The sequence below is a fragment of the Neorhizobium sp. PAMB6630 genome (assembly GCF_058242775.1).
Genome location: NZ_CM177836.1, coordinates 2,849,161 through 2,869,655, shown reverse-complemented (window position 1 = coordinate 2,869,655; position 20,495 = coordinate 2,849,161). Strand labels below are relative to the sequence as shown.

Below are 20,495 nucleotides of genomic sequence, written 5' to 3'. Positions count from 1 at the left end.
TCACTGCAACCAACCCTTGCCTCAAAACGCTACGAATATTCAACAGGACTGGATGTTCTGACCTTTTTCATGCCGATCGGCTCTCCGTCACGATCGCGCTTGAAGAGCGCGATATATTGTGATGCCGCTACGTCAATTCTATACCTAGAGGTTGCCGGAGGCACTAAGGACAATGCTTTCGAATACTTGGTGTGGTCCGACGCGAACTCGGCTATTTCATGCGCCACCTGCTCCACGGGGACTTCCCAGTCATCAAGGCCAATAACTGCGCCAGCAAGTTCACCCTCGACCGTAAGCATGTTTTCAATCTCACCCACACCCGTGCCGATATATGGTCTGCCCGCAAAAAGACAATCGACGATCGTGAGCGGAAAGCTCTCCGATTTGAATTTCGTGAGCATGATACCCATGTCCGCGGCCGCGTAATGCCCAACCGAGTCCTCGCTAAAACCCACTAGATGAACAAAATCCGGGGCGAAATTTTTGCAGTAATCATCGTAGACGGGCCCGTTGCCAACAAGCATCAGGCGAATGTCCCGTCCTGACAACCGTCTCGCTCTTTCAACGGCATCTATCGCTTCCGCCCAACCCTTGTCCGGTATCGCTCTGCTCACGCAGCATAGAACAAATGCGTTCTCAGGGATGTTCAGTTGTGCACGCGAAACAGGGACCACTTTGGGCGGCTGCATTCCGTTCTGTATTTTCTGGAACCGCGGCGAAGAAGCATCGTAAATTCCAAGCTTTTTGAACGGCTCGAGGTTCTTATCGGCTGTATAGGCCCAGGTTGTGACATTGCGGTCGGCTTCAAATAACTGTTCTTCTGTCACTGAAAAAGCTTCGCCGTGCTCTATCATGCCATGAAGCGAAGCCACATGCGTTCGAAGATCGTCAAAAACATCTGGAACCACCAAGGGATATTTTTGAATATGCCATTGGTGCGTGTTCAGCGCCTCAATGTGGAATTTGCTTATAGTCTCCTTGAATTTCGTAACATTAGAAGTCTCGATCAGAGGTACGTCATTACGCAGCATTTGCCGCACGCCATCCTCGCGATCGACGAGGCCAGTGCTTAGCAGCAGCACTGAGAGACCTTGCCGCTTGAACTCGTTTGCCAGGCGAATCGGCAAAATTTCTGCTCCACCGGGGTAAAACCCCATCGTCGACACGAGAACGTTGGGAGAACGCTCACTGCGCGCCTGAAGAACCGCCTCGTAATTGTACCAATCTGAGAACTCTGCCTCTGAGTTGCCAACCATAGTCCAATAGAAGGCTTCATAGCCTTTGCGGCAACGCTCCAGTACATCATGGGGAACCTGATAGAGTGCGGCAACCGTTCGGCTTGCCAGTCCGACTTCGCGATAAAATGAATCTTTCTTGTAAGTAGCGTCGGCCGCACTGCCCTCATAACGACGGAAGAAGTTTATCGCGTCAGGATTATAGGCAACCTTTCCGCCTCGAATGACATGCAGATAAAACACCCAATCGCCGGCGACTCGCATAGACAACCACTGCTCATCCTCCAGGAGTGGCAGTTCGATTGGTCGTTTGAAAAGTACACTGCTCGCGTTGGGTATCGTGTTTTTTATACCTAAAGCTTCCTGGACCTCATTGTGAGCCGTCTCGACGTAAGCGCTCTCCCATTTGGCAGCACAAGCGAGATCAGCCAGATAAGCCTTAAGAGCATTGCGATCCGGCGCCCCATCGCGATTCACGAAAATAGATTCCCCGTAAGCGAGCAATACCGCCTCGTCATCGAAGCAACGAACGAGCACCTCAAGCAATCTCTCGTCGCAAAAATCGTCGCTCTCTGCAATCCAAACGAGTTCGCCAGACACCTCCTTCAAGCCTCTGGCCCATTGTTTAAAAGGCCCCCCGGAATTCTCTGCATTATATATAACGCGCGTGACACTCGGGTATTTCGCCAGATATTCATCTAAAATCTCGCGACTTCCGTCGGACGAGCAATCATCTAATAATAAAACCTCAATGTTCCTGTAGGTTTGGGAATATATACTCTCAAGACGTTGTCGCAGGAACCTCTCATGGTTGTAGTTTGGAACAATTATAGAGATTTTGGGTAGACGCAAACCGGCTTCCAGCTTTAAGAGCGCGCGCGCGGTTTCATTCAGCCTATTGAAGCCATTTTGACGATCGGGCTCGAGATAAAGACCGTTCTCCCAGTCGTTCCAAGCGTTTATAAACACAAAACGCCTATCTTCAGGGTGAACCTTCCGGGTGGCTGCAATACATTCATCCAGCCATTGCCGATAGCTGTCAGTGGAAAAATTCTTGTATACCAAGCGACTGTCTGTCTGCTGGGCTGTATTGTCACGGGCGAGTGTCACGACAGAGTAAACTGGTTGCAGCAGGTCGGCATTGACCCGTGCTTTTTTTATACCAGTAGTGCACACTACATTATAAGGAACTATTTGGACTCCATTCCGGTCATACGGGCGGAAATCTCCGGTTTCGCCCGGTACGGGGTGGGCGGGAAAATCGACAACGGCGTTACAACCGCTCGAAAGAAGCTCGACGACATCGGTGTGCTGGGCGTCGCCAAGAACACAGCGCCCGACGATAAAGGGCTCATCCAACCCTTGTTCGCGAAACCATGCTCTTAGAGCAGGAATATAACGTGAGACTTGCAATGATTTTTGCGCGGCCTCAACGACGACCAACGGTCTTCCGTCTACCCGCAGGCAGCGCGGGTCGCTGGAAAGCCGCACCAATGCGTCACCGATGGCGGATAGATTCTCCCCCACCCCCGCAGAGACGTCAGCTCTGACGCAGAATCGTATATTTATGTCTTGATTTTCAAGGAAGAGCGCAAGCGGATCCTTTCGATCCGTATCGAGGCTTGGCGCAGTGGTCAGCTCAAAACAGAAGGCGGACACACCATGACGCGTCGCCATCTCGGCTTGATTACGCAGGACGTCCGCACTGGCCACATCATAATAGCCAAGACTGCCATCAGGTTTCTTGGGCTGAGAATGATGCGGGAACAACGGCCGCGCCGATTGCAACACATCCCAGTCCGGCACTGCATAGAACGCAATCAGTTTAACGTCGTTATCGATCTCTCCAAACCAGGCGTCTACTTCCCGCCGGCCACCAGAGCGATTTGCGATCTGCCGGGCCTCTGCCGCACCGGAAACGACGTAGTGCAAAAACGGGTTCATTCCCGCATTTCGAATGTCATCATACGTCGAAAGATAGAACTGCGTATCGAAGTCATCGCTGGGGTCTCGGCCCTGTCTCCAGCCATGCTCACAGTAGTGGCGAACGGCATCCTCGGGCGTCAATTGAAGTTCGGGGTACACGCAGACGTAAAATTGTTCATCGAACTGGCCTGACAAGCGGATTGTCTCGATCTCACGCTCCAGCTGTTCAGGATCAATTTCAATCAAAGACACGGTCTCTGAAGCGGAAATTCTTCGCCCTTCCTGACGGCCGTGCCTGATGTAATGAAGGAAAGGGTTTATGCTTGCTCCGGCAATGTCGGGATTTTCGGACAGATAGAAGGCCGTATCGAAGGCCGCAGAAGGATTGCGATGCTCCTTCCAGCCATGCACGACGAAGTGTGTTGCGGGGTCCAGTCCACTTTCAGAGACGTCGGGATATGTTGTGCGATAATAGTCCGCATCAAACAACGCACTGTTGCGGACGTCCCGGAGCGGTGCGTGCAGCCGCAACTCACGCCAGCCCCGACGCAATCGCTGCAGCAGGGGCCCATCGATCTCACCTGATGCTGTTTTCACCTGCGCAATGAGCGACACCACCTTGCGCAGTGGTTCTGTCAAGCGCCACGAACGTGAATTCAGAATCGCGACGAGCTGCGCATTCAGCTTTTCGACAACACGCTCCAGCTCGTCAAGTCGTCGAACATGTTCGTCACGCTCCCGCTGTATCTGTTCGTCATGCTTCAACTGGTTCTGCTCGGCGCGCTCCCGTTGGATCTGCTCCTCGTGCTCCCGCTGGGTCTGTTCGTCACGCTCCCGCTGAATTTTCTCAAACTCAATATGCTGCTGCCTCAACGCATCGGTCAGCCTGTTGACAACGTCCTCTCCGATGGAACCGATAACATCCAGGAGGATATCGCCATCCTCCACTTCCCTGATGTCGTAGATTTCGCGCGACGGCAGCGCGATACGGCCAATCTCTGCCCATGTCGCTCTATCAATGGCGACCACGGTGGCCGTAGACACACCCGTATCGCTAACATTTCGCGAACAGCTAAGGCCGATATAGACGATTTGCTCGCCGACGCTGATTCCGCGCGTATAGCCATCGAACTGTGCCGTGCGCAGTAGCGTGCCATCCGGGGCGTATTCTCGGATTTCCTTCATTTCGGAGTTTGCGACAATCAAGTTTTCGCCGCAGGAGACCAGGCTGTGCGGCTGCGAGAGCCCATCAATCAGTATGTTGCCCGACAACAGATCTCGCACAAAGCCCGCGCCGGCGGTCGCTTTTTTGTAGCCGCGCGTGGTCGAGAAGTCGCCAAAAGCAGAAAAAACGATGCGGCCGTTCCAGTCGCCTAGACAATTGATATGCCAGGAATCATCGGCATCTGAAAAAGTCCAGGTTTCGGCTTCCTGTCCTTCTCCGTCGAGCTTGATAACTTTATTTCCAGTGGTTCCGACGACATAACAATACCCGTCCTTGAACACGACGTCGTGAATGTCATCCACACCCGTTTCATTGTCGCTGATGATCCACGGCCGTTCCCCGAGCTGGATAACCGTGCCTGGCTGAATGCCTCGAAGTGTCCTGTTGCCATCAATGGCGAGACCTGTTGACTGGCTCGCATCGATCCTGCGAACCGTGCCATGGTTGATAAGGAACAGACCTCCGGCCTCATTGGGGCAGGACACCAGAAGACGGTTAAAGATATCAGTCATTTATGTTCGCCACGCAGTGGAAGTCGAAGTCGATGATTTCAGTTGAGCAGTTTCTTTCCGTGGGCAAAACCCTGAAAACAACCGCGTCGGCCTTGCGATGCAAAACAGCCTCGCCATCTGCATCATCAGAACCGAAGACGCCCGCATTCATGAAATATACGCCCGGATTCAAGAAACAGGTGAAGGAGTATTCCACTGTGTAACGCGTTCCCGGCTCCACAAAGGCAATGGCATCCGCAAGTGTCGCGGCCGACATGAAACCTCCCAAGGGGATACCGCTTCCCGTCTTGATGAGCATGCCAAACCGGACGTTGGTTATAAATTTGTCGACATTGACCTCGTATCGGAGCCTGTATCTTCCCTGCTTCTTCAGAGAATTGACCCGACGGCCATCGGCGGTCAAAAGTGCAAGGTCTCCTATCCGTGCGCCGCGAGCCTCAAACTCGATGGTACTTTGAGGAACGAAATTCGGATCGAAGGTTTCATCAAGCTCTACCTCGCGTTCCGCAGGAGCGGTGTCGTCTCCGGTTGCCAGATCTTCGCCCGAGCGATTGAGTGAACCTGCCATCAACTGCTGGCGAAGCCCATCGCGCAGATGCGCCGGCGCATACAGCAGCTTCTGATAGCTGGATACGATCTGCTTGGGTTCGCCGGACGCGATTATCTCGCCGGAGTCGAGCATGATGGCTCGGTCGCACAGTTCCACGATCTGCGAGGCCGAGTGGGAAACAAAAAATACCGTCGCGCCCTTCGCACGGATGGCCTCGATCCGGGAAAAACATTTGCGCTGGAACAGTTCGTCACCCACCGACAGCGCCTCATCCACGATGAGGATTTCGGGCTCCACATTGATGGCCACCGCAAAGGCCAGTCGCACCATCATGCCACTTGAGTAGCTCTTGACCGGCTGTTCAATGAAGTCGCCAATGTCGGCAAATGCGGCGATGTCGCCAAAGCGTGCATCGATCTCGTCCTTGCTGACCCCCAGGATCGCCGCGTTCATGTAGACGTTCTCGCGACCGGTAAACTCGGGATTGAAACCCGAGCCCAGTTCAAGCAAAGCGGAAATGCGTCCGTTCGCCGTAATACTTCCAGACGTCGGATTGAGGGTCCCGCAGATCATTTGCAGCAAGGTCGATTTGCCACTGCCGTTGCGACCGATGATGCCGACCGTCTCGCCCTTCTTCACTTCGAAGGAGACATCCCGCAAAGCCCAGAATTCCCTGAAATACTGGTTCTGAGACAGGCCGAAGGAGCGGCGCAGGCGCGGCAGCAGGAACTGCTTGAGCCTTGCCCGTGGCGTATCGTAAATCTGATAACACTTGCTGACGTTGTCTACCTTTATGGCCAAGTCAGAGGACATCGGCAAACCCCTTGCGCGTCTTCTGGAACCACAGGAAGCCGATCCAGGCGACTGCTACGGATGCCAATGCATAAAGGCCCAGCATGACGAAATCGGGTGCCTTACCCCAGAACAGCACATCCCGGGAGAGTTCAATGGCCGGTGTCAGGGGATTGAGATAGAGGACGATACGAAAATTCTCCGGGAGCGCGCTTGCGGGATAAAAGACAGGCGACAGGAACATCAAGGCCGTCGTGGCAACGCCGATAAATTGCGCGACATCACGCAGGAAAACCCCAAGGGAAGCCAAGATCCAGCTTACCCCAAGCGTGAAGATGCAAAGCGGCAAAAGCACGAGCGGGAAAAACAGCACGGTCGCGTGAGGAAGGCCATAAAAGACGAGATAGGCCAGAAGCCAGACCGCCAAACTGATGAAAAGATGAAAAAGCGCCGATCCGAGCACCACGGATGGCAGGATTTCCAGCGGGAAGACGACCTTCTTGACGTAGTTCGGATTGCCAACAATGAGACCGGATGCCCGATTGATCGTCTCGGAAAACAGATTGAATGTCATGAGCCCCGCGAACAGCACCAGGGCAAACTCTGCCTTCGAGGTTCCCCCCGTGCCCCATTTCGCCTTCAATATGGAGCTGAAGACGAAGGTGTAAACACTCAGCATCAGCAACGGGTTGAAGAAAGACCAGAACACGCCCAGAAACGAACCCCGGTAGCGGCCAAGCACCTCGCGTTTGATCGAGGCCTTGAGCAGGCCGCGGTGGCGCCATTGGCTCGCCACCATTTCCCGGAGGCTCGCGGAAAAGGTCTGCATCAGTCAAACAACTCCGCCATATCCAACGTGGTGGCCGCAGCGTCTTTCGCCGCCAGCTTCGGTTCGCCCTGGATTGGCCAGTCAATCGCGATACGCGGATCATTCCACAGCAGACTGCGCTCAAACTCGGGCGCATAATAGTCGGTCGTCTTGTAGAGAAACTGCGCGGCATCGCTTAAAACGACAAAACCATGCGCAAAACCCTCGGGAACCCAAAGCTGCCGCTTGTTCTGTTCACTCAGATGCACGCCGACCCAATGACCAAATGTCGGTGACGACCGGCGAATGTCGACGGCAACGTCGAAGACTTCCCCTTCGACCACACGCACAAGCTTTCCCTGCGGCTGCCGAATTTGATAATGCAGCCCCCGCAAGACATTTTTTGATGATCTGGAATGGTTGTCCTGCACAAAATTACGATCAAGGCCCGTCAGTTCCTTGAAGGTGCGCGCGTTGAAGCTCTCCAGGAAATAGCCGCGATCGTCTCCGAAAACCTTAGGCTCGAGGATCAGGACGTCAGGAATGCTGGTTGAGATCGCCTGCATCAGAACACTTCGTCCTTGAGAAGGTTCATCAGATAGACGCCGTAGCCGCTCTTTTTCAGCGGAGCCGCCAGCTCTTCCAGTTTTGCAGCGTCGATCCAACCCGCCCTGTAGGCAACCTCTTCCGGACAGGCGACCCGCAGACCCTGCCGTTTTTCGATCGTGGCGATGTAGTGTCCTGCCTCCAGCAGTGAATCATGGGTGCCCGTATCGAGCCATGCATAACCGCGCCCCATGATCTCGACGTTCAGCTGGCCCTGCTTAAGGTAGTGGCTGTTGACATCGGTGATCTCGAGTTCGCCGCGGGCGGAGGGCTTGATATCGGCTGCGATGTCGCAGACCTGCTCATCATAGAAGTAGAGACCCGTCACGGCATAGTGCGACTTTGGCCGCTGAGGTTTTTCCTCGATCGACAAGGCTTTCTTGTTCTTGTCGAAATCCACAACACCGTAACGCTCGGGATCGGTCACGTGGTAGGCAAACACCGTCGCACCATCCGGACGGGCTGACGCGTGTTTCAGCAACTTCTGGAAATCATGACCGTAGAAGATGTTGTCGCCCAGCACGAGGGCAGATGGTTTTCCCCCGACGAAATCGCGACCGAGGATAAAGGCCTGCGCCAGCCCATCGGGACTGGGCTGGACGCTATAGGTGAGGTTGAGACCCCATTGACTGCCATCGCCCAGCAGTGCCTCGAAACGGGGCGTATCCTGCGGCGTCGATATGATCAGGATATCCCGGATGCCCGCCAGCATCAGCGTCGTCAGTGGATAATAGATCATCGGCTTGTCATAGACCGGCAGCAACTGCTTGGAGACTGCCAGCGTTGCCGGATGAAGCCGTGTGCCGGATCCCCCGGCCAGAATGATACCCTTGCGTGTCGTCATCGCCTCAAAACATTTGCTGGAGAATATGGTCAATTCCGGCCTGCCAATGGGGCAGGTTCAAGCCGAAAGTCGTGCGAAGTTTGCAAGTGTCAAGTCTGGAATTGGCAGGCCGCTTCGCCGGCGTCGGATATTGGCTTGAGGGAATGGCCAAAATCGCATCCGGCGCGACGCGGACAGGCCGCCCGCTACGGCGCGCCGTTTCGATCACATGACACGCGTAAGCGTGCCAGTTGGTTTCTCCGCTCGCGACAAGATGGTAAACCCCATCTGGAATGGCATGGCCCTCTTTCACGGCTTCCCGTGCGGCATGCGCTGTCACGTCGGCGATCAGGCTGGCCGATGTCGGTGCGCCAATCTGGTCGGCCACAACCTTCATTTCGTCGCGCTCCGCTGCCAGACGGAGCATGGTTTTCAGGAAGTTGGCGCCGTGAGCACCGGCCACCCATGATGTCCTGAAGATCAGGTGCCGCGCTCCGCTGGCCTTCAGGGATTGCTCGCCGGCAAGCTTGCTGCGGCCATACACGCCCTGTGGATTGGGCTCATGCGCTTCGGTGTAGAAACCGTCATCCTTGCCGTCAAAAACATAATCGGTCGAATAATGCACCACCAATGCGCCAAGAGCGACGGCTTCGGCACCGATGATGCCCGGCGCCGTAGCATTGATGGAAAAAGCCAGATCCTGTTCGCTTTCCGCCTTGTCGACGGCGGTGTAGGCCGCCGGATTGACGATGATATCAGGCTTTACGTCCCGGATAACCGACCGCAATTGAGTGTGGTCGGAGAGGTCGCAAGCGTTCCGGTCCAGCGCGATCACGTCCCCCAAAGGGGCAAGCGCCCTTTGCAATTCGAAACCAACCTGACCGTTTTTGCCTGTCAACAACAACCGCATCGATCAGTTCCCGTATTGCTTTCCGACCCAGTGCTGGTAGGCGCCGCTCGTCACGTTCTGGACCCAGTCCTGGTTCTCGAGATACCACTGCACCGTTTTGCGAATGCCCGTCTCGAACGTTTCAATCGGCTTCCAGCCCAGTTCCCTTTCCAGCTTGCCTGCATCGATCGCATACCGTCGATCATGGCCCGGACGGTCTTTCACAAAGGCAATCTGTGTTGCGTATGACTGACCATCGGCCCGCGGATGCAGTTCATCAAGGATCGCGCAGAGTGTGCGAACCACATCCAGATTGGCCTTCTCGTTCCAGCCTCCGACATTGTACGTTTCGCCGAGTTTGCCTGCATCGAGAACACGCCGGATGGCAGAACAGTGATCCCGGACATAGAGCCAGTCGCGGATCTGCTGGCCATCACCGTAGATCGGCAGAGGCTTAAGCGAAAGTGCATTGAGGATGCACAGGGGAATGAGCTTTTCCGGGAAATGGAACGGCCCGTAATTGTTCGAGCAATTGGTGGTCAGTACCGGCAGGCCGTAGGTGTGATGGTAGCAGCGAACAAGATGGTCGGATGCTGCCTTGCTGGCCGAATAGGGGCTGTTTGGCTGGTACTGGTTCTCTTCACGGAACGCAGGCTCATCCTTTTCAAGCGAGCCGTAAACCTCATCGGTGGAAACATGCAGGAAGCGGAAGGCCGTCTTTTCACTCTCTGCCAGATTTGCCCAGTAGGTGCGAACTTCCTCGAGCAAGGTGAAGGTTGAAACCACGTTCGTCTGTATGAATTCGGCAGGTCCGTGAATGGACCGGTCCACATGCGATTCAGCGGCAAAATTGATGACTGCGCGCGGATTGTGTTCGCAGAGCAGTTTTGCGACCAGCTTCCCATCGCCGATATCGCCCTGGACGAAAATATGCCGTGCATCTCCTTCCAGGCCAGCCAGGTTGTCTAGGTTGCCCGCATAGGTCAGCTTATCCAGGTTGACGATCGGTTCGTCACTTTGGGCGAGCCAGTCCAGCACAAAATTGCTTCCAATGAAGCCAGCGCCGCCGGTAACGAGAATAGCCATCGAATGTCCCTCACGAATTACGCATGAACGCAAAGATGCTGAGTTGAGGTCTCGTGCCTCAATGCAAGCGGAGGAGTTACACGACGACTGGAAGCGGGTCAAACCCCGCTGCGGAATGAGCGCTTGCGCGGTCGGATACGCGTGGGACTGAAACGCTGAGAATATGGGGTGCATTTGAATGAGCTTCGCAGCCATGCAGGCACATCCAACGTGGCTTAAATCCTTCCGGATGAGCGCATGCTGTTGGATCGTGTCAGCCATGCGATGCCAGAGTTTACCGGTGATGTGATCCACACCTGTTCAGCGAAACGGGCCCTCTCAACGCGGCAGCGTACCTGTCATCAAGTCTTCATGCGGGCTTCACGGGAATGTCGTGTGCGACCGTTATGTCGCTCTCATTGCAATTTAACTTGCAGAGGAGAGAGACATGACACGCAAATTGCACAGCACGATTGCAGCCAGCGTTTTTGCCCTGTTCGCCACGATCGGCTCTGCCGAAGCCGCAACCACGGTCAAATTCTGGCACACGTTCAGCAAGACCAATGGCGAGGCTCTGAACAAGATCATCGCAAACTTCGAAGCCGCCCATCCCGATATCGATGTCGAACCGGAATTTGTCGGCAATTACAATGATCTGGTTGCCAAGCTGCAGGCGGCCATTCCCGCCCGTCGCGCGCCGGATGCCGTGATCCTCGAGATCACCCGCTATGGGCTGTTTGCCAACAACAATATCCTGACGGACCTGACGCCTTACGTCGATGCCGATCCGCTGAAGGGTGATCTTTACGACTTCGCCCTCGAAATCGGCCAGATCAACGGCAAGAACTATGTCGTGCCGTTCAACTCCTCCACGCCGGTTCTTTACGTCAACAAGGACATCTTTGCCCGCGCTGGTCTTTCCGTCGATACCCCGCTGAAGACCTATGACGACATCCTCCAGGCTGCAAAGACGATCCAGGAAAAGCTGGGCGCAGAGGGCATTTCCGGAATGGGCGCGCCTGGCCAGTTCGCCCGCTGGGGCCTGGTCATGGCCAATGACAGCGAGTTGATCAATCCGAAGACCAACGAGATCCTGCTCGACAAACCGAACACCATCGAAGCCTATCAGTGGATGGGCTCGCTGGTCAGCCAGCACAAGGTTGCCTCGCCGGATGGCGTGACCGACGAGGACATGGGCAATGCCGCCTTCATGGCCGGCAAGGTCGGCCTCGACATGGATTCGACCGGCAGCTACGGCGGCCGCAAGAAGGCGCTGGGTGAAAATCTCGTCGTGCGGCCCATGCCCTGCAACAAGGTCTGCTCGGTTCCGATCGGCGGCGCCGGCATCGGCATCATGGCGTCTTCGCCCAAGGACGTGCAGGATGCGGCCTACAAATTCGTGAGCTACGCCGCTTCGCCGGAGGCCAATGCCGCCTGGTTTGCCGCGACCGGCTACCTGCCGATCAACAGGAAGAGTGCGGCTCTTCCGGTCGCCGTCAAGGCGCTGGAAAGCCAGCCGGGCATCGATGTTGCGATCAATTCGCTGCCTTACGCCCATGGCCGCGCCCGCGCCACCTTCGTCACCTGGATGCGCACCAATGAATACAAGGTGTGGCAGTCGATTGCGCTTGGCCAGCGCAAGGCCGACGCGGCGCTGAAGGATTTTGCCGAACAGACGCGCAAGGAAAGCCAGCGCGCCGGAAACTGATTTTTCAACCTTCAGGGGCGCCGGTCGGGCAAACGTCCGACCGGCGCAGATAAACAATGCTCCGCAAGCTGACGCCCTATCTTTTCGTTGCGCCGCTGATGATCTTCATCGCGGTGTTTACCTATATCCCGATCCTGACGAGCCTGAACCTCAGCGTGCGCCAGTGGAATTTCCTCACCCCCGACATGCCCTTCGTGGGGCTTCGCAATTATGAAGAGCTGTTCGCCTCGGCCGAATTCTGGAACTCGCTGTGGGTGACCACCGTTTTTGCCGTGCTTTCGGTGCCGTTGAGGCTTGGGGCAGCACTTGCCATCGCCAACTGGCTGGTGCGCGAAACGCTGGCCTCCCGGCTCTTGCGCGGCGCGTTGTTCCTGCCGTCGGTGACATCGACAGTATCGATCGCGGTGGTGTTTTCCTGGGTCTTTTCCACCGATTACGGCATGATGAACGCGCTGCTCTCCTGGCTGGGGCTCGGGCGGCCGCATTGGCTGCAGGATCCGCATCTGGCGCTCTGGGTGCTGATCGTCGTCAATACCTGGAAGCAGATCGGTTATGACATCGTCATCTATATCGCCGGCCTGCAGGCGATCCCGCAGGAGCTTTACGATGCCGCCGCCGTCGATGGCGGCAGGCGCCTGCACGTCTTTCGCCGTGTGACCATGCCGCTGGTGATGCCCACCACCTATTTCCTGCTGGTGATCTCGGTGATCGAGGCCTTCCAGGTCTTCACCATCGTCAATGTGATGACAAAGGGCGGTCCGGCCGGCGCCACCGACATGCTGGTGAACCTGCTCTACGAGATCGGTTTCGTGCTGTTCGACATCGGCCGCGGCTCGGCGCTTGCCGTCATCCTCTTCGTCCTGCTGGTGGCGCTTGCCATCCTCAAATCGCGCATCATCGGCCGCAAGGTGCATTATGAAGCCTGAAAATCCCTTTGTCGCGGTGCTGTCGCTCGTCGTCGGCCTGCTGTTCCTTTCGCCGGTGCTTTATTCCATCTGGATGTCGTTCCAGACGGCCGATGCCTTCTATGCCGGTCACGTCACCTTCACGCTGGACAATTATGAGCGGGCCGTCGGCCAGTTCAATTTCGCCCGTTACCTCCTCAACAGCCTGATCGTCTCCGGCCTGGTCACCGTTCTCGGCATCACGGTGGCAACGCTTGCCGCCTTCGCCTTTGCCCGCTTCACCTTTCGCGGCGGCGACCTGCTGTTCGCAGCGACCGTCGCGACGCTGATGATCCCGAGCCATATCAGCCTCATCCCGAATTACCTGACGCTTGCCAAGGTCGGGCTGCTTGATACCTATGCGGGGCTGATCCTGCCGGCGATTTCCAACGGTTTTGCCGCCTTTTTCCTGCGGCAATATATTCGCGGCATCCCGAAGGCGCTGGACGAGGCGGCCTATATGGATGGAGCCTCGCCGCTCACCGTGCTGTGGCGCATCATCGTGCCGCTCTCCAAGCCGGCCATTGCCTCCATGGCGCTCTACATCTTCATCACCGAGTGGAACAACTACATCTGGCCGCTGGTGGCCGTCGGCCGGCAGGATCTCTACACGCTGCAGATCGGTCTGGCACGGCTCTACAAGATCAATCCGGGGGAGGGGCTTGTCGACTGGCCGCTGGTCATGGCCGCCTCCACCATCACCATCCTGCCGGTGCTTGCCGGTTTCCTGTTCGTGGAGCGCCATCTCGTGCGCGGCATCACCATGGGCGCCGTGAAATGAACCTCTCAAAAGACGAAACGGGGAAGACCAGACTGATGACACGCATCGCATCCCATCGCGGCGGCACGCTCGAATATGGCGACAGCACACCGCGCGGTTTTGCCGCGACCGCTGCCATGCCGCTGGAGGAGGTGGAATTCGACGTCCACCCGACAGCCGATGGCGCGATCGTCGTCCACCATGATCCGACGCTGGAGGGAACGACTGACCGGATGGGCGCGATTGCGGGCCTCACGCTTGCCGAGGTGAAGGCCGCCACCATCCATTACAGCGCCGGCGGCCATCCGCTGACGCTCATCGAACTCTGCGCGCTCTATGCCTCATCCAGCGTCGATTTCCGCTGCGAGATCAAGCCCGGGGCTGATGGCCTTGCCTATCCGGGTTTCGTGCCGAAGGTGATCGACCTGCTTGCCCGCCACGCCATGCTGGCGCGCACCACCTTTTCCTCCTTCCTGCTCTCCTCGCTGGACGATCTGGCGGCTGCCACCGACCGGCCGCGGCTGTGGCTGGTCAGCCCGCCGGTGCTGAAACAGGTTGGCGTTCATGGTGTGATCGAGCTGTGCCGGGCGCATGGCGTGCCGGAGATCGGCGTGCATATCGACACGGCCAATGCCACGCTCGCTGCAACCGTGCAGGCTGCCGGGATCGATTTCGGCTGCTGGGCCACCCACACGCCGACGCAGATCGACAAGGCGCTGGCGCTCGGCGTCAAGGTGTTTACCACCGACCGGCCGACGCTGGCGATTGCCCGGCGCACTGCCTTTCGTCAGAAGGAGATCACGGCATGAGCGGCATTGCCCTTCGCAACATCCGCAAGGCCTATCCGGGCGGACCGACGGTTCTGCACGATGTGTCGATGGAGTTCCATCCCGGCGAGTTCATCGTCATTGTCGGCCCCTCCGGTTGCGGCAAGTCCACGCTGCTGCGGCTGATCGCCGGGCTGGAGCGCGCCGATGCCGGCGAGATCGAGATTGCCGGCATTCGCGCCAATGATCTGGCGCCGCAGGACCGCGACATCGCGATGATCTTCCAGAACTATGCGCTCTACCCACATATGAGCGTGCGTGAAAACATTTCCTTCGGGCTGGAATTGCGCGGTATGCCGAAGGCCGAGCGCAACCGGCGGGCCGAGGAGGTGGCGCGCATGCTGCAGCTCGAACCTTATCTGGAGCGCAAGCCGGGCGCGCTGTCCGGCGGCCAGCGCCAGCGTGTCGCCATGGGTCGCGCCATGGCGCGCAACACCTCCACCTTCCTGATGGATGAGCCGCTGTCCAACCTCGACAATGCGCTCAGGGTGGCGATGCGCACCGAGATCAAGGATCTGCACCGCCAGCTCGGCGCCACCATCGTTTATGTCACGCATGACCAGACAGAGGCCCTGTCGCTGGCCGACCGGGTGGCTGTCATGAAGGATGGCCACCTGCAGCAGTTCGACCGGCCGGAAGTGATCTACGACCGCCCCGCCAATCGATTTGTCGCCGGTTTTCTCGGCGTGCCCCCGATCAATTTCGTCGCTGCGGAGAAACTGCCGGGCTGGCAGGGCATGCAGGGGCTGACGGCAGGCCTGCGCCCGGATATCCTCAGCGTTCATGCGCAAAAGCCGGCGGGACCGGCGCTGGAAGCGCGCCTTGTCCTGTCGGAAATGACCGGATCGGATCTGCTCCTGCATTGCGACAGTGCGGCGGGACGGTTGACGGCCATTGCACCGCGCCGCACCATGTCGGACCCTGCGGCGCAGCTGTGGATCTCCTACGATCTTGACCGGGCGCTGTTCTTTGATAACGACAGTGGAGAGCGGGTCGATCTCACACGTGATTTGCGCAGCATCAGAACAGCGGAAGAGTGATGGACAGGCAAGACCCGTTTCCCCCGGCGTTTGCCGATCTGATCAGCCGCCATTCGACCCGGCTCACCGATGCCGATACGCGCCTGCTCGATGTGCTGGTGCAGGACCCGATCCGGGCTGCGATGGAGAACGGCAAGGATGTCTCCTTCCGCGCCGGCGTCCATCCCGCCTCCGCCGTCCGGTTGGCAAGGCGGCTGGGTTTCAAGGGATATCCGGAGTTTCGCAGCTTCCTGCAGGCCAGTCTTCGAGATGGCGGCGGCGATTTTGAAAGCTCTGCCGCGCGTATGGCCGCCCGGCTCGTCAGGGCCGAGGAGGGCGGCCTGCTCGCTTCGGTTCTGGATAGTGAAATCGCCGCGCTCAACACTGCGCGCAACACCGTATCCGATGCCGATATCCGCGCCTTTTCCGAGCACCTGCGCGACAGCCGCCGCATTTTCGTCTTCGGGCGCGGCCATTCTTCGGCGCTCTCGGCCCTCATTACGCTGCGCTTGGTGCGATCGGGATACGAGGCCGTCAACATCGCCAGCCAGATGGATCAGATGCCGGAGCTTCTCTGGTCTCTTTCGAAAGGCGATGTGGTCTGGCTTCTCTCCTTCCGCCGCGTCGCGCCTCTGGTGCACGAGGTTCGCCGGATTGCCGCCGAGCGTGGCGCGGTAACGCTGGCCCTGACGGACCTGCATGCCGCCCGCATCGATCCCGCGCCGGATCGCCACATCTCGGTCTCACGCGGAGAGCCCGGTCAATCCCAATCGCTCGTGGTGCCGATGACCATCGCCAACGCGATCATTCTCGATCTTGCCGCCATCGATGACGGTCGCTCGATCCGGGCGCTTGGCGAACTGCGGTCGTTCCGGGCCGAGACACGGCTGAAGCTCGACTGAAGCGAAGCTTTCTTTCTCGCCCCCTCCCGCTCTCCCGTCAGTTCTCCCGGAAGGCGCGCATGATCTGGTCGCCTTAGGGTTTCAGCAGATAGGAAGCGACGCTTCTTTCGCCGGTCTGGATAAAGGTCTCGACCGGCATGCCGGACAAGCATCACCTGACCCGGTCGTGCGGCGTCTTCGCGGGTGATGTCGATGCGTAACTCTTTTCACCCTCGTGCCGTTTTTTCCCCCTCGATATCCCCTGCAGGCGTTGCGATTGTCGTGCGGTTGCGGCCAGCGGCCTTGGCGCGGTAGAGGGCTTCGTCGGCGCGGTCGATCGCCGTCTGAAGTGTGTTGCGGCCGGGCTCCAGCGGGGCGATGCCGAGGCTGAGGGTCATGGTTCGGGATGTGCCGCGCAGGTTCAAGATCCGGTTTGCCACGGCCATGCGAAACGTTTCGGCAAGCCGGGCTGCCTCCTGCGGGGCGTGGTGCGGCAGGTAGGCGACGAATTCTTCGCCGCCGAGGCGGGCCGGTATGCCATGGGCGCCGATTGCCTGGTGCAACTGTCTGCCCAGTTGCACCAGCACCTCATCGCCTGCCGCATGGCCGTAGGCGTCGTTGATCGCCTTGAAGTGATCGATGTCGCAGACGATGACCGATCCGGCAGAGAGACCTAGCGGAAAGGCGCGGTCGATGGCCGCGTCAAAGCCGCGCCGGTTGAACAGGCCCGTCAGCGGATCGCGTTCTGCCGCATCCCGGTGCCGTTCAATGGCCGCCGATCCGATGGCGGCAAGCGCTGCAAACGGAAAGGTCAGGCAGAGCGTGATCGTCGTGACGTGGACGCTCAGATTATAGGCGGAGGTGACGAAATCGGCGAGATCGTCGCTCTGATCCACAAAAAAGAAAAACACCACCGCCCGCACCATCGTATCGGCAAAAACGAGGCCAACCGAGGCGAGGAGGATACGGTCGATGCCGCGCGAGGCCCGTGGCAGGCTCGTCCCGAGCGCCAGCGCCACAAGGCAGGCAAAGCCGACATCGGTCAGCAGCAGCTGGTAACGCAGGCTCTGCATGATGAAGACGGTGTGGATGAGGAGGAGAAGATAGATGGCGCAGAACAGCCGCCGCGTCCGATGCCACGACGGCGCCTCGAAATGCTCAAGCACGGCGCTCGAATAACAATAGGCGGCTGCGATGAAGATCACGCCTGAGACGAAGGCATCAAATTGCGGGCCGACGGGAAAGGTCGACAGCAGGAAACCGGAGGCGGTCAGCGCAAATCCCGCACTCCAGTGCCAGGTCGTCGCAATGCCGCTTCGCCACAGTTGCAGGAAGATGATGGCGACCATCCCGAAAATCACAGGCGGCACATAAACGATGATATTGCTCGTGCCCATGATATGCTCGGCTTGAGGGGAACGTCACCACCCGACGTCGTTTCGTCACGATCCGTTTTATTGTGGGGCAGCTTAACGAAATCTCAATGTCAAGACAGTGATCTGGCCGTTGTCTCCTCCTGATACAGTTGGCCGTGTGCCTCTCCGTCCGCGATAGCAGACATGTGCCGTTTTCTCCAGTGGCGCGCTGACAGAGTCACAACCTTGAAAGGGCAGTCGGGGGCTGCTGCACACGGGCGAAGAGATCGCTCCGGGCGGTTATCGTGTGTCTTCCGGTTCTCGATCACGTTTGAGGTCGCGTTCGGTGCGGTTCCCGGTCATGATATTTGGATCGCTTCGCGCACAGTGTCTCTCATGCCGTTCATTCCGCTTCCCTTTGTCGTTGCCATTCTTCTCGTTGTCGTTTTCGTCCATGTCGTGAGACGCGATGAGGACGGCGCGCGCAATTTTCCGTTTCTGGCCCTCATTCTTTTGAGCATCCTCCAGTCGCTGCTGGCTGGACTGCGCTGGGGGTATGGCGTGGGCTGGGTGATGTATCTGGCGCCGGTCGGGGCAGCGCTCGTGCCGCCGCTTGCCTACGCGGGCGTGCTGCGGCTGGTGCGCAAAAGCCGCATGCCCTTGCCGCGCCGGCTTCTGCTCCACGCGCTTCCGGCTTTCTCCATCGTGATGCTGCTGATATTCGGCCGTGACCCCATCGATCTTGTGCTGGTGGCGATTTTTGTCGGTTATGCCATGGCCATTCTTCTTTTGATGTGGCCGGGGGCGGATGCGCTGAAGCTTGCGCCGTTCGAGGGAAGCGTCCGGGCCTACCGCGCCATCCTGTTTGCCGCCTTTGCGCTCTTGTTTTCCGCAGTCATCGATATTCTGGTGTTTCTCGATATGGCCTTCACGCATGGGGAATATGCCCGTCCGGTCGTGGCTGTCGGCAATCTGGCGCTGCTTGCCATTCTCTCGGTTGCGGCGGCTGCGGCCAGCGCCAGCGCAGCGCCCGCCGAAAAGCCCGAGCCGGTCGCAGAACCCTCGCAGCCTGAAGATCACGAAACGCTTGCCGCCATCGAGGGCCTGATGCGCACAAAACGCGTCTATCGCGATGCCGATCTCAACCTTGACCGGCTGGCGCGCAAGGCCGGCATTCCTGCACGCCAGATTTCGGCGGCCATCAACCGGGCCACGGGCAAAAACGTCTCGCAATATGTCAACGAACAGCGCATCGCCGAGGCCTGCCAGATGCTGGCAGAGAGCGACCGGCCGGTGACCGAGATCATGTTTGCCGTCGGTTTCCAGACCAAATCCAACTTCAACCGGGAATTTCGCCGGGTGACCGACATGACGCCGCTGGAGTGGCGCGACAAACAGGCGTCCTCGATCGCGATTTCGCACGGCGCAAAGCACGTTTAAGGTCTCGCACCGCCGGCCGCTGCGTCATCGTTGCGGCATGAACAGACAAGCCCACACCCTTTACCCCGAGACATCCCACCCGGCGCGCGACGGGGCGCGCACCGAAACATTGCGCTCTCTTTTTCAGGAGCCGCTCCCGCCGATCAAGGAGCCGCCGGCACGCAAACGCCGGCGTCTTTTATACCCGCTGCTTTTCGCCGCATTTTTCGGTGCCGCCGCCTTGGGCGCCTCCGTCGTCTGGCCCACCAGCGCGCCGGATAAAACGCCGGCGCCGGCGCTGCAGAACCCTGTGCCTATTCCCCCGCCAGCCATCGCGGCGCGCGAAATCACCGGGTCCGGTTTTGTCATGGCCCCTCAGAAGACGGCGGTGTTTTCCAAATATGAAGGGGAGGTCGTGCGCGTCGCGGTCGCCGTTGGCGATGTCGTGGCCGCCGGCCAGGTGCTTGTCGTGCTCGATGACGCCAGCGCCCGCTTTGCGCTCGAACAGGCCGTGGCCGACAGGCAAAAGGCAGAGTTGCAAGCGCAGGCAAGCGATATCGACCTTGCACAGGCCGCCGCATCCCTTGCGCGCACCAAAACGCTTGCCTTGCGCGATGCTGCCACCCGGCAGGCGCTGGAGGAGCAGGACACGGCGATGCGCAAGGCGGTGAATGCCGTGGCGCAGGCGCGCCAGTCGGTGGATAGCGCCGATCTTGCCGTTCGGATCGCAGAGGAGAAAGTCGATGCGCTGACCGTGCATGCCCCCTTTGCCGGCACGGTCACCCGGCTTGAGGCGCATGTGGGAGACAGCGTGCTGGCCCGCGCAGACAGCGTGCGCGAAAGCCAGAGCCTTCTGATGCTCACCGATACCGCGCAGCTGGTGATCGATGCCGATATCGCCGAAAGCCAGATCGCAATGCTTCGGGCAGGCCTTGCCGGGGAGGCGGTGCTGGATGGCTTTCCTAATCATGCCTTTGCGGTCACCGTCACCCGTCTGGCGCCCGCCGCCTCCGCTGAAAAGGGCACGATTTCGCTGCGTCTTTCGCTCCGCGACCCGCCGCAGGGTATTCGGCCAAACATGGCCGCCCGCATCCGCCTTTTCCTCGATCCCACCGGAGACCGCCTGCCATGAGCACCGCCGAGACCATGCA

At 58.5% G+C, this 20,495-nt stretch carries 16 protein-coding genes; 8 read left to right on the top strand and 8 right to left on the bottom strand.

Going from position 1 to position 20,495, the window contains the following annotated elements; genetic code table 11:
* Window positions 1-29: 29 nt before the first annotated feature.
* Genes AC4CWF_RS13805 through rfbB form a run of 7 tightly spaced genes read right to left on the bottom strand, consistent with a single transcriptional unit; the run spans window position 30 to window position 10,452 of the window.
* A complete protein-coding gene (locus tag AC4CWF_RS13805) occupies window positions 30-4,898 on the bottom strand; it encodes a glycoside hydrolase family 99-like domain-containing protein (RefSeq protein WP_491282221.1) in 4,869 nt (1,622 codons plus the stop codon).
* Window positions 4,891-6,261, bottom strand: a complete 1,371-nt coding sequence (locus tag AC4CWF_RS13800; protein WP_491282220.1) for an ABC transporter ATP-binding protein — start codon at window positions 6,259-6,261, stop codon at window positions 4,891-4,893. Before AC4CWF_RS13800 ends, AC4CWF_RS13805 begins: the two co-directional genes overlap by 8 nt.
* Window positions 6,251-7,069: an ABC transporter permease gene (locus AC4CWF_RS13795; protein ID WP_491282219.1), complete on the bottom strand. Its 819-nt coding sequence runs from the start codon at window positions 7,067-7,069 to the stop codon at window positions 6,251-6,253. The genes AC4CWF_RS13800 and AC4CWF_RS13795 overlap by 11 nt, the downstream gene beginning before the upstream one ends.
* Complete coding sequence (gene rfbC / locus AC4CWF_RS13790; RefSeq protein WP_491282218.1) at window positions 7,069-7,614, bottom strand: dTDP-4-dehydrorhamnose 3,5-epimerase; 546 nt, start codon at window positions 7,612-7,614, stop codon at window positions 7,069-7,071. Before rfbC ends, AC4CWF_RS13795 begins: the two co-directional genes overlap by 1 nt.
* A complete protein-coding gene (gene rfbA, locus AC4CWF_RS13785; protein WP_491282217.1) occupies window positions 7,614-8,498 on the bottom strand; it encodes a glucose-1-phosphate thymidylyltransferase RfbA in 885 nt (294 codons plus the stop codon). The genes rfbC and rfbA overlap by 1 nt, the downstream gene beginning before the upstream one ends.
* Window positions 8,499-8,502: 4 nt before the next feature.
* Entirely contained in the window at window positions 8,503-9,387 is an 885-nt protein-coding gene (gene rfbD / locus AC4CWF_RS13780; RefSeq protein ID WP_491282216.1) for a dTDP-4-dehydrorhamnose reductase, read from the bottom strand.
* Window positions 9,388-9,390: 3 nt separating this feature from the next.
* Complete coding sequence (gene rfbB / locus AC4CWF_RS13775) at window positions 9,391-10,452, bottom strand: dTDP-glucose 4,6-dehydratase (RefSeq protein WP_491282215.1); 1,062 nt, start codon at window positions 10,450-10,452, stop codon at window positions 9,391-9,393.
* Window positions 10,453-10,879: 427 nt separating this feature from the next.
* Between rfbB and AC4CWF_RS13770 the strand changes: the two genes are divergently transcribed.
* Genes AC4CWF_RS13770 through AC4CWF_RS13745 form a run of 6 tightly spaced genes read left to right on the top strand, consistent with a single transcriptional unit; the run spans window position 10,880 to window position 16,591 of the window.
* The gene (locus AC4CWF_RS13770) at window positions 10,880-12,139 is read left to right on the top strand and encodes an ABC transporter substrate-binding protein (RefSeq protein ID WP_491282214.1); all 1,260 of its coding nucleotides are present in this window, start codon (window positions 10,880-10,882) and stop codon (window positions 12,137-12,139) included.
* Between the two features lie 56 nt (window positions 12,140-12,195).
* A complete protein-coding gene (locus AC4CWF_RS13765; protein ID WP_491282213.1) occupies window positions 12,196-13,065 on the top strand; it encodes a carbohydrate ABC transporter permease in 870 nt (289 codons plus the stop codon).
* Window positions 13,055-13,864: a carbohydrate ABC transporter permease gene (locus AC4CWF_RS13760; RefSeq protein WP_491282212.1), complete on the top strand. Its 810-nt coding sequence runs from the start codon at window positions 13,055-13,057 to the stop codon at window positions 13,862-13,864. Before AC4CWF_RS13765 ends, AC4CWF_RS13760 begins: the two co-directional genes overlap by 11 nt.
* Before the next feature lie 35 nt (window positions 13,865-13,899).
* Window positions 13,900-14,652, top strand: coding sequence for a glycerophosphodiester phosphodiesterase family protein (locus AC4CWF_RS13755; protein ID WP_491282211.1), 753 nt, complete (start codon window positions 13,900-13,902; stop codon window positions 14,650-14,652).
* Window positions 14,649-15,710 carry an ABC transporter ATP-binding protein gene (locus AC4CWF_RS13750; RefSeq protein ID WP_491282210.1) on the top strand — a complete coding sequence of 354 codons (1,062 nt, stop codon included), beginning with the start codon at window positions 14,649-14,651 and terminating at the stop codon, window positions 15,708-15,710. The genes AC4CWF_RS13755 and AC4CWF_RS13750 overlap by 4 nt, the downstream gene beginning before the upstream one ends.
* On the top strand, window positions 15,710-16,591 hold the full coding sequence (locus AC4CWF_RS13745; protein ID WP_491282209.1) for a MurR/RpiR family transcriptional regulator: 882 nt from the start codon (window positions 15,710-15,712) through the stop codon (window positions 16,589-16,591). Before AC4CWF_RS13750 ends, AC4CWF_RS13745 begins: the two co-directional genes overlap by 1 nt.
* Window positions 16,592-16,797: 206 nt before the next feature.
* On the opposite strand, the gene AC4CWF_RS13740 is transcribed toward AC4CWF_RS13745, so the two are convergent.
* A complete protein-coding gene (locus tag AC4CWF_RS13740; RefSeq protein ID WP_491282208.1) occupies window positions 16,798-17,967 on the bottom strand; it encodes a sensor domain-containing diguanylate cyclase in 1,170 nt (389 codons plus the stop codon).
* Between the two features lie 354 nt (window positions 17,968-18,321).
* Between AC4CWF_RS13740 and AC4CWF_RS13735 the strand changes: the two genes are divergently transcribed.
* A complete protein-coding gene (locus AC4CWF_RS13735) occupies window positions 18,322-19,365 on the top strand; it encodes a helix-turn-helix domain-containing protein (RefSeq protein WP_491282207.1) in 1,044 nt (347 codons plus the stop codon).
* Between the two features lie 37 nt (window positions 19,366-19,402).
* Window positions 19,403-20,476 carry an efflux RND transporter periplasmic adaptor subunit gene (locus tag AC4CWF_RS13730; protein WP_491282206.1) on the top strand — a complete coding sequence of 358 codons (1,074 nt, stop codon included), beginning with the start codon at window positions 19,403-19,405 and terminating at the stop codon, window positions 20,474-20,476.
* The last annotated feature ends 19 nt before the right edge of the window (window positions 20,477-20,495 follow it).

Coding starts and splice junctions, on each gene's coding strand:
- rfbC (WP_491282218.1), bottom strand. CDS start 7,614: ATGCAGGCGATCTCAACCAGCATTCCTGACGTCCTGATCCTCGAGCCT.
- AC4CWF_RS13800 (WP_491282220.1), bottom strand. CDS start 6,261: ATGTCCTCTGACTTGGCCATAAAGGTAGACAACGTCAGCAAGTGTTAT.
- AC4CWF_RS13750 (WP_491282210.1), top strand. CDS start 14,649: ATGAGCGGCATTGCCCTTCGCAACATCCGCAAGGCCTATCCGGGCGGA.
- AC4CWF_RS13735 (WP_491282207.1), top strand. CDS start 18,322: ATGCCGTTCATTCCGCTTCCCTTTGTCGTTGCCATTCTTCTCGTTGTC.
- AC4CWF_RS13745 (WP_491282209.1), top strand. CDS start 15,710: ATGGACAGGCAAGACCCGTTTCCCCCGGCGTTTGCCGATCTGATCAGC.
- AC4CWF_RS13765 (WP_491282213.1), top strand. CDS start 12,196: ATGCTCCGCAAGCTGACGCCCTATCTTTTCGTTGCGCCGCTGATGATC.
- AC4CWF_RS13760 (WP_491282212.1), top strand. CDS start 13,055: ATGAAGCCTGAAAATCCCTTTGTCGCGGTGCTGTCGCTCGTCGTCGGC.
- AC4CWF_RS13730 (WP_491282206.1), top strand. CDS start 19,403: ATGAACAGACAAGCCCACACCCTTTACCCCGAGACATCCCACCCGGCG.
- AC4CWF_RS13740 (WP_491282208.1), bottom strand. CDS start 17,967: ATGGGCACGAGCAATATCATCGTTTATGTGCCGCCTGTGATTTTCGGG.
- rfbA (WP_491282217.1), bottom strand. CDS start 8,498: ATGACGACACGCAAGGGTATCATTCTGGCCGGGGGATCCGGCACACGG.
- AC4CWF_RS13805 (WP_491282221.1), bottom strand. CDS start 4,898: ATGACTGATATCTTTAACCGTCTTCTGGTGTCCTGCCCCAATGAGGCC.
- AC4CWF_RS13795 (WP_491282219.1), bottom strand. CDS start 7,069: ATGCAGACCTTTTCCGCGAGCCTCCGGGAAATGGTGGCGAGCCAATGG.
- rfbB (WP_491282215.1), bottom strand. CDS start 10,452: ATGGCTATTCTCGTTACCGGCGGCGCTGGCTTCATTGGAAGCAATTTT.
- rfbD (WP_491282216.1), bottom strand. CDS start 9,387: ATGCGGTTGTTGTTGACAGGCAAAAACGGTCAGGTTGGTTTCGAATTG.
- AC4CWF_RS13770 (WP_491282214.1), top strand. CDS start 10,880: ATGACACGCAAATTGCACAGCACGATTGCAGCCAGCGTTTTTGCCCTG.
- AC4CWF_RS13755 (WP_491282211.1), top strand. CDS start 13,900: ATGACACGCATCGCATCCCATCGCGGCGGCACGCTCGAATATGGCGAC.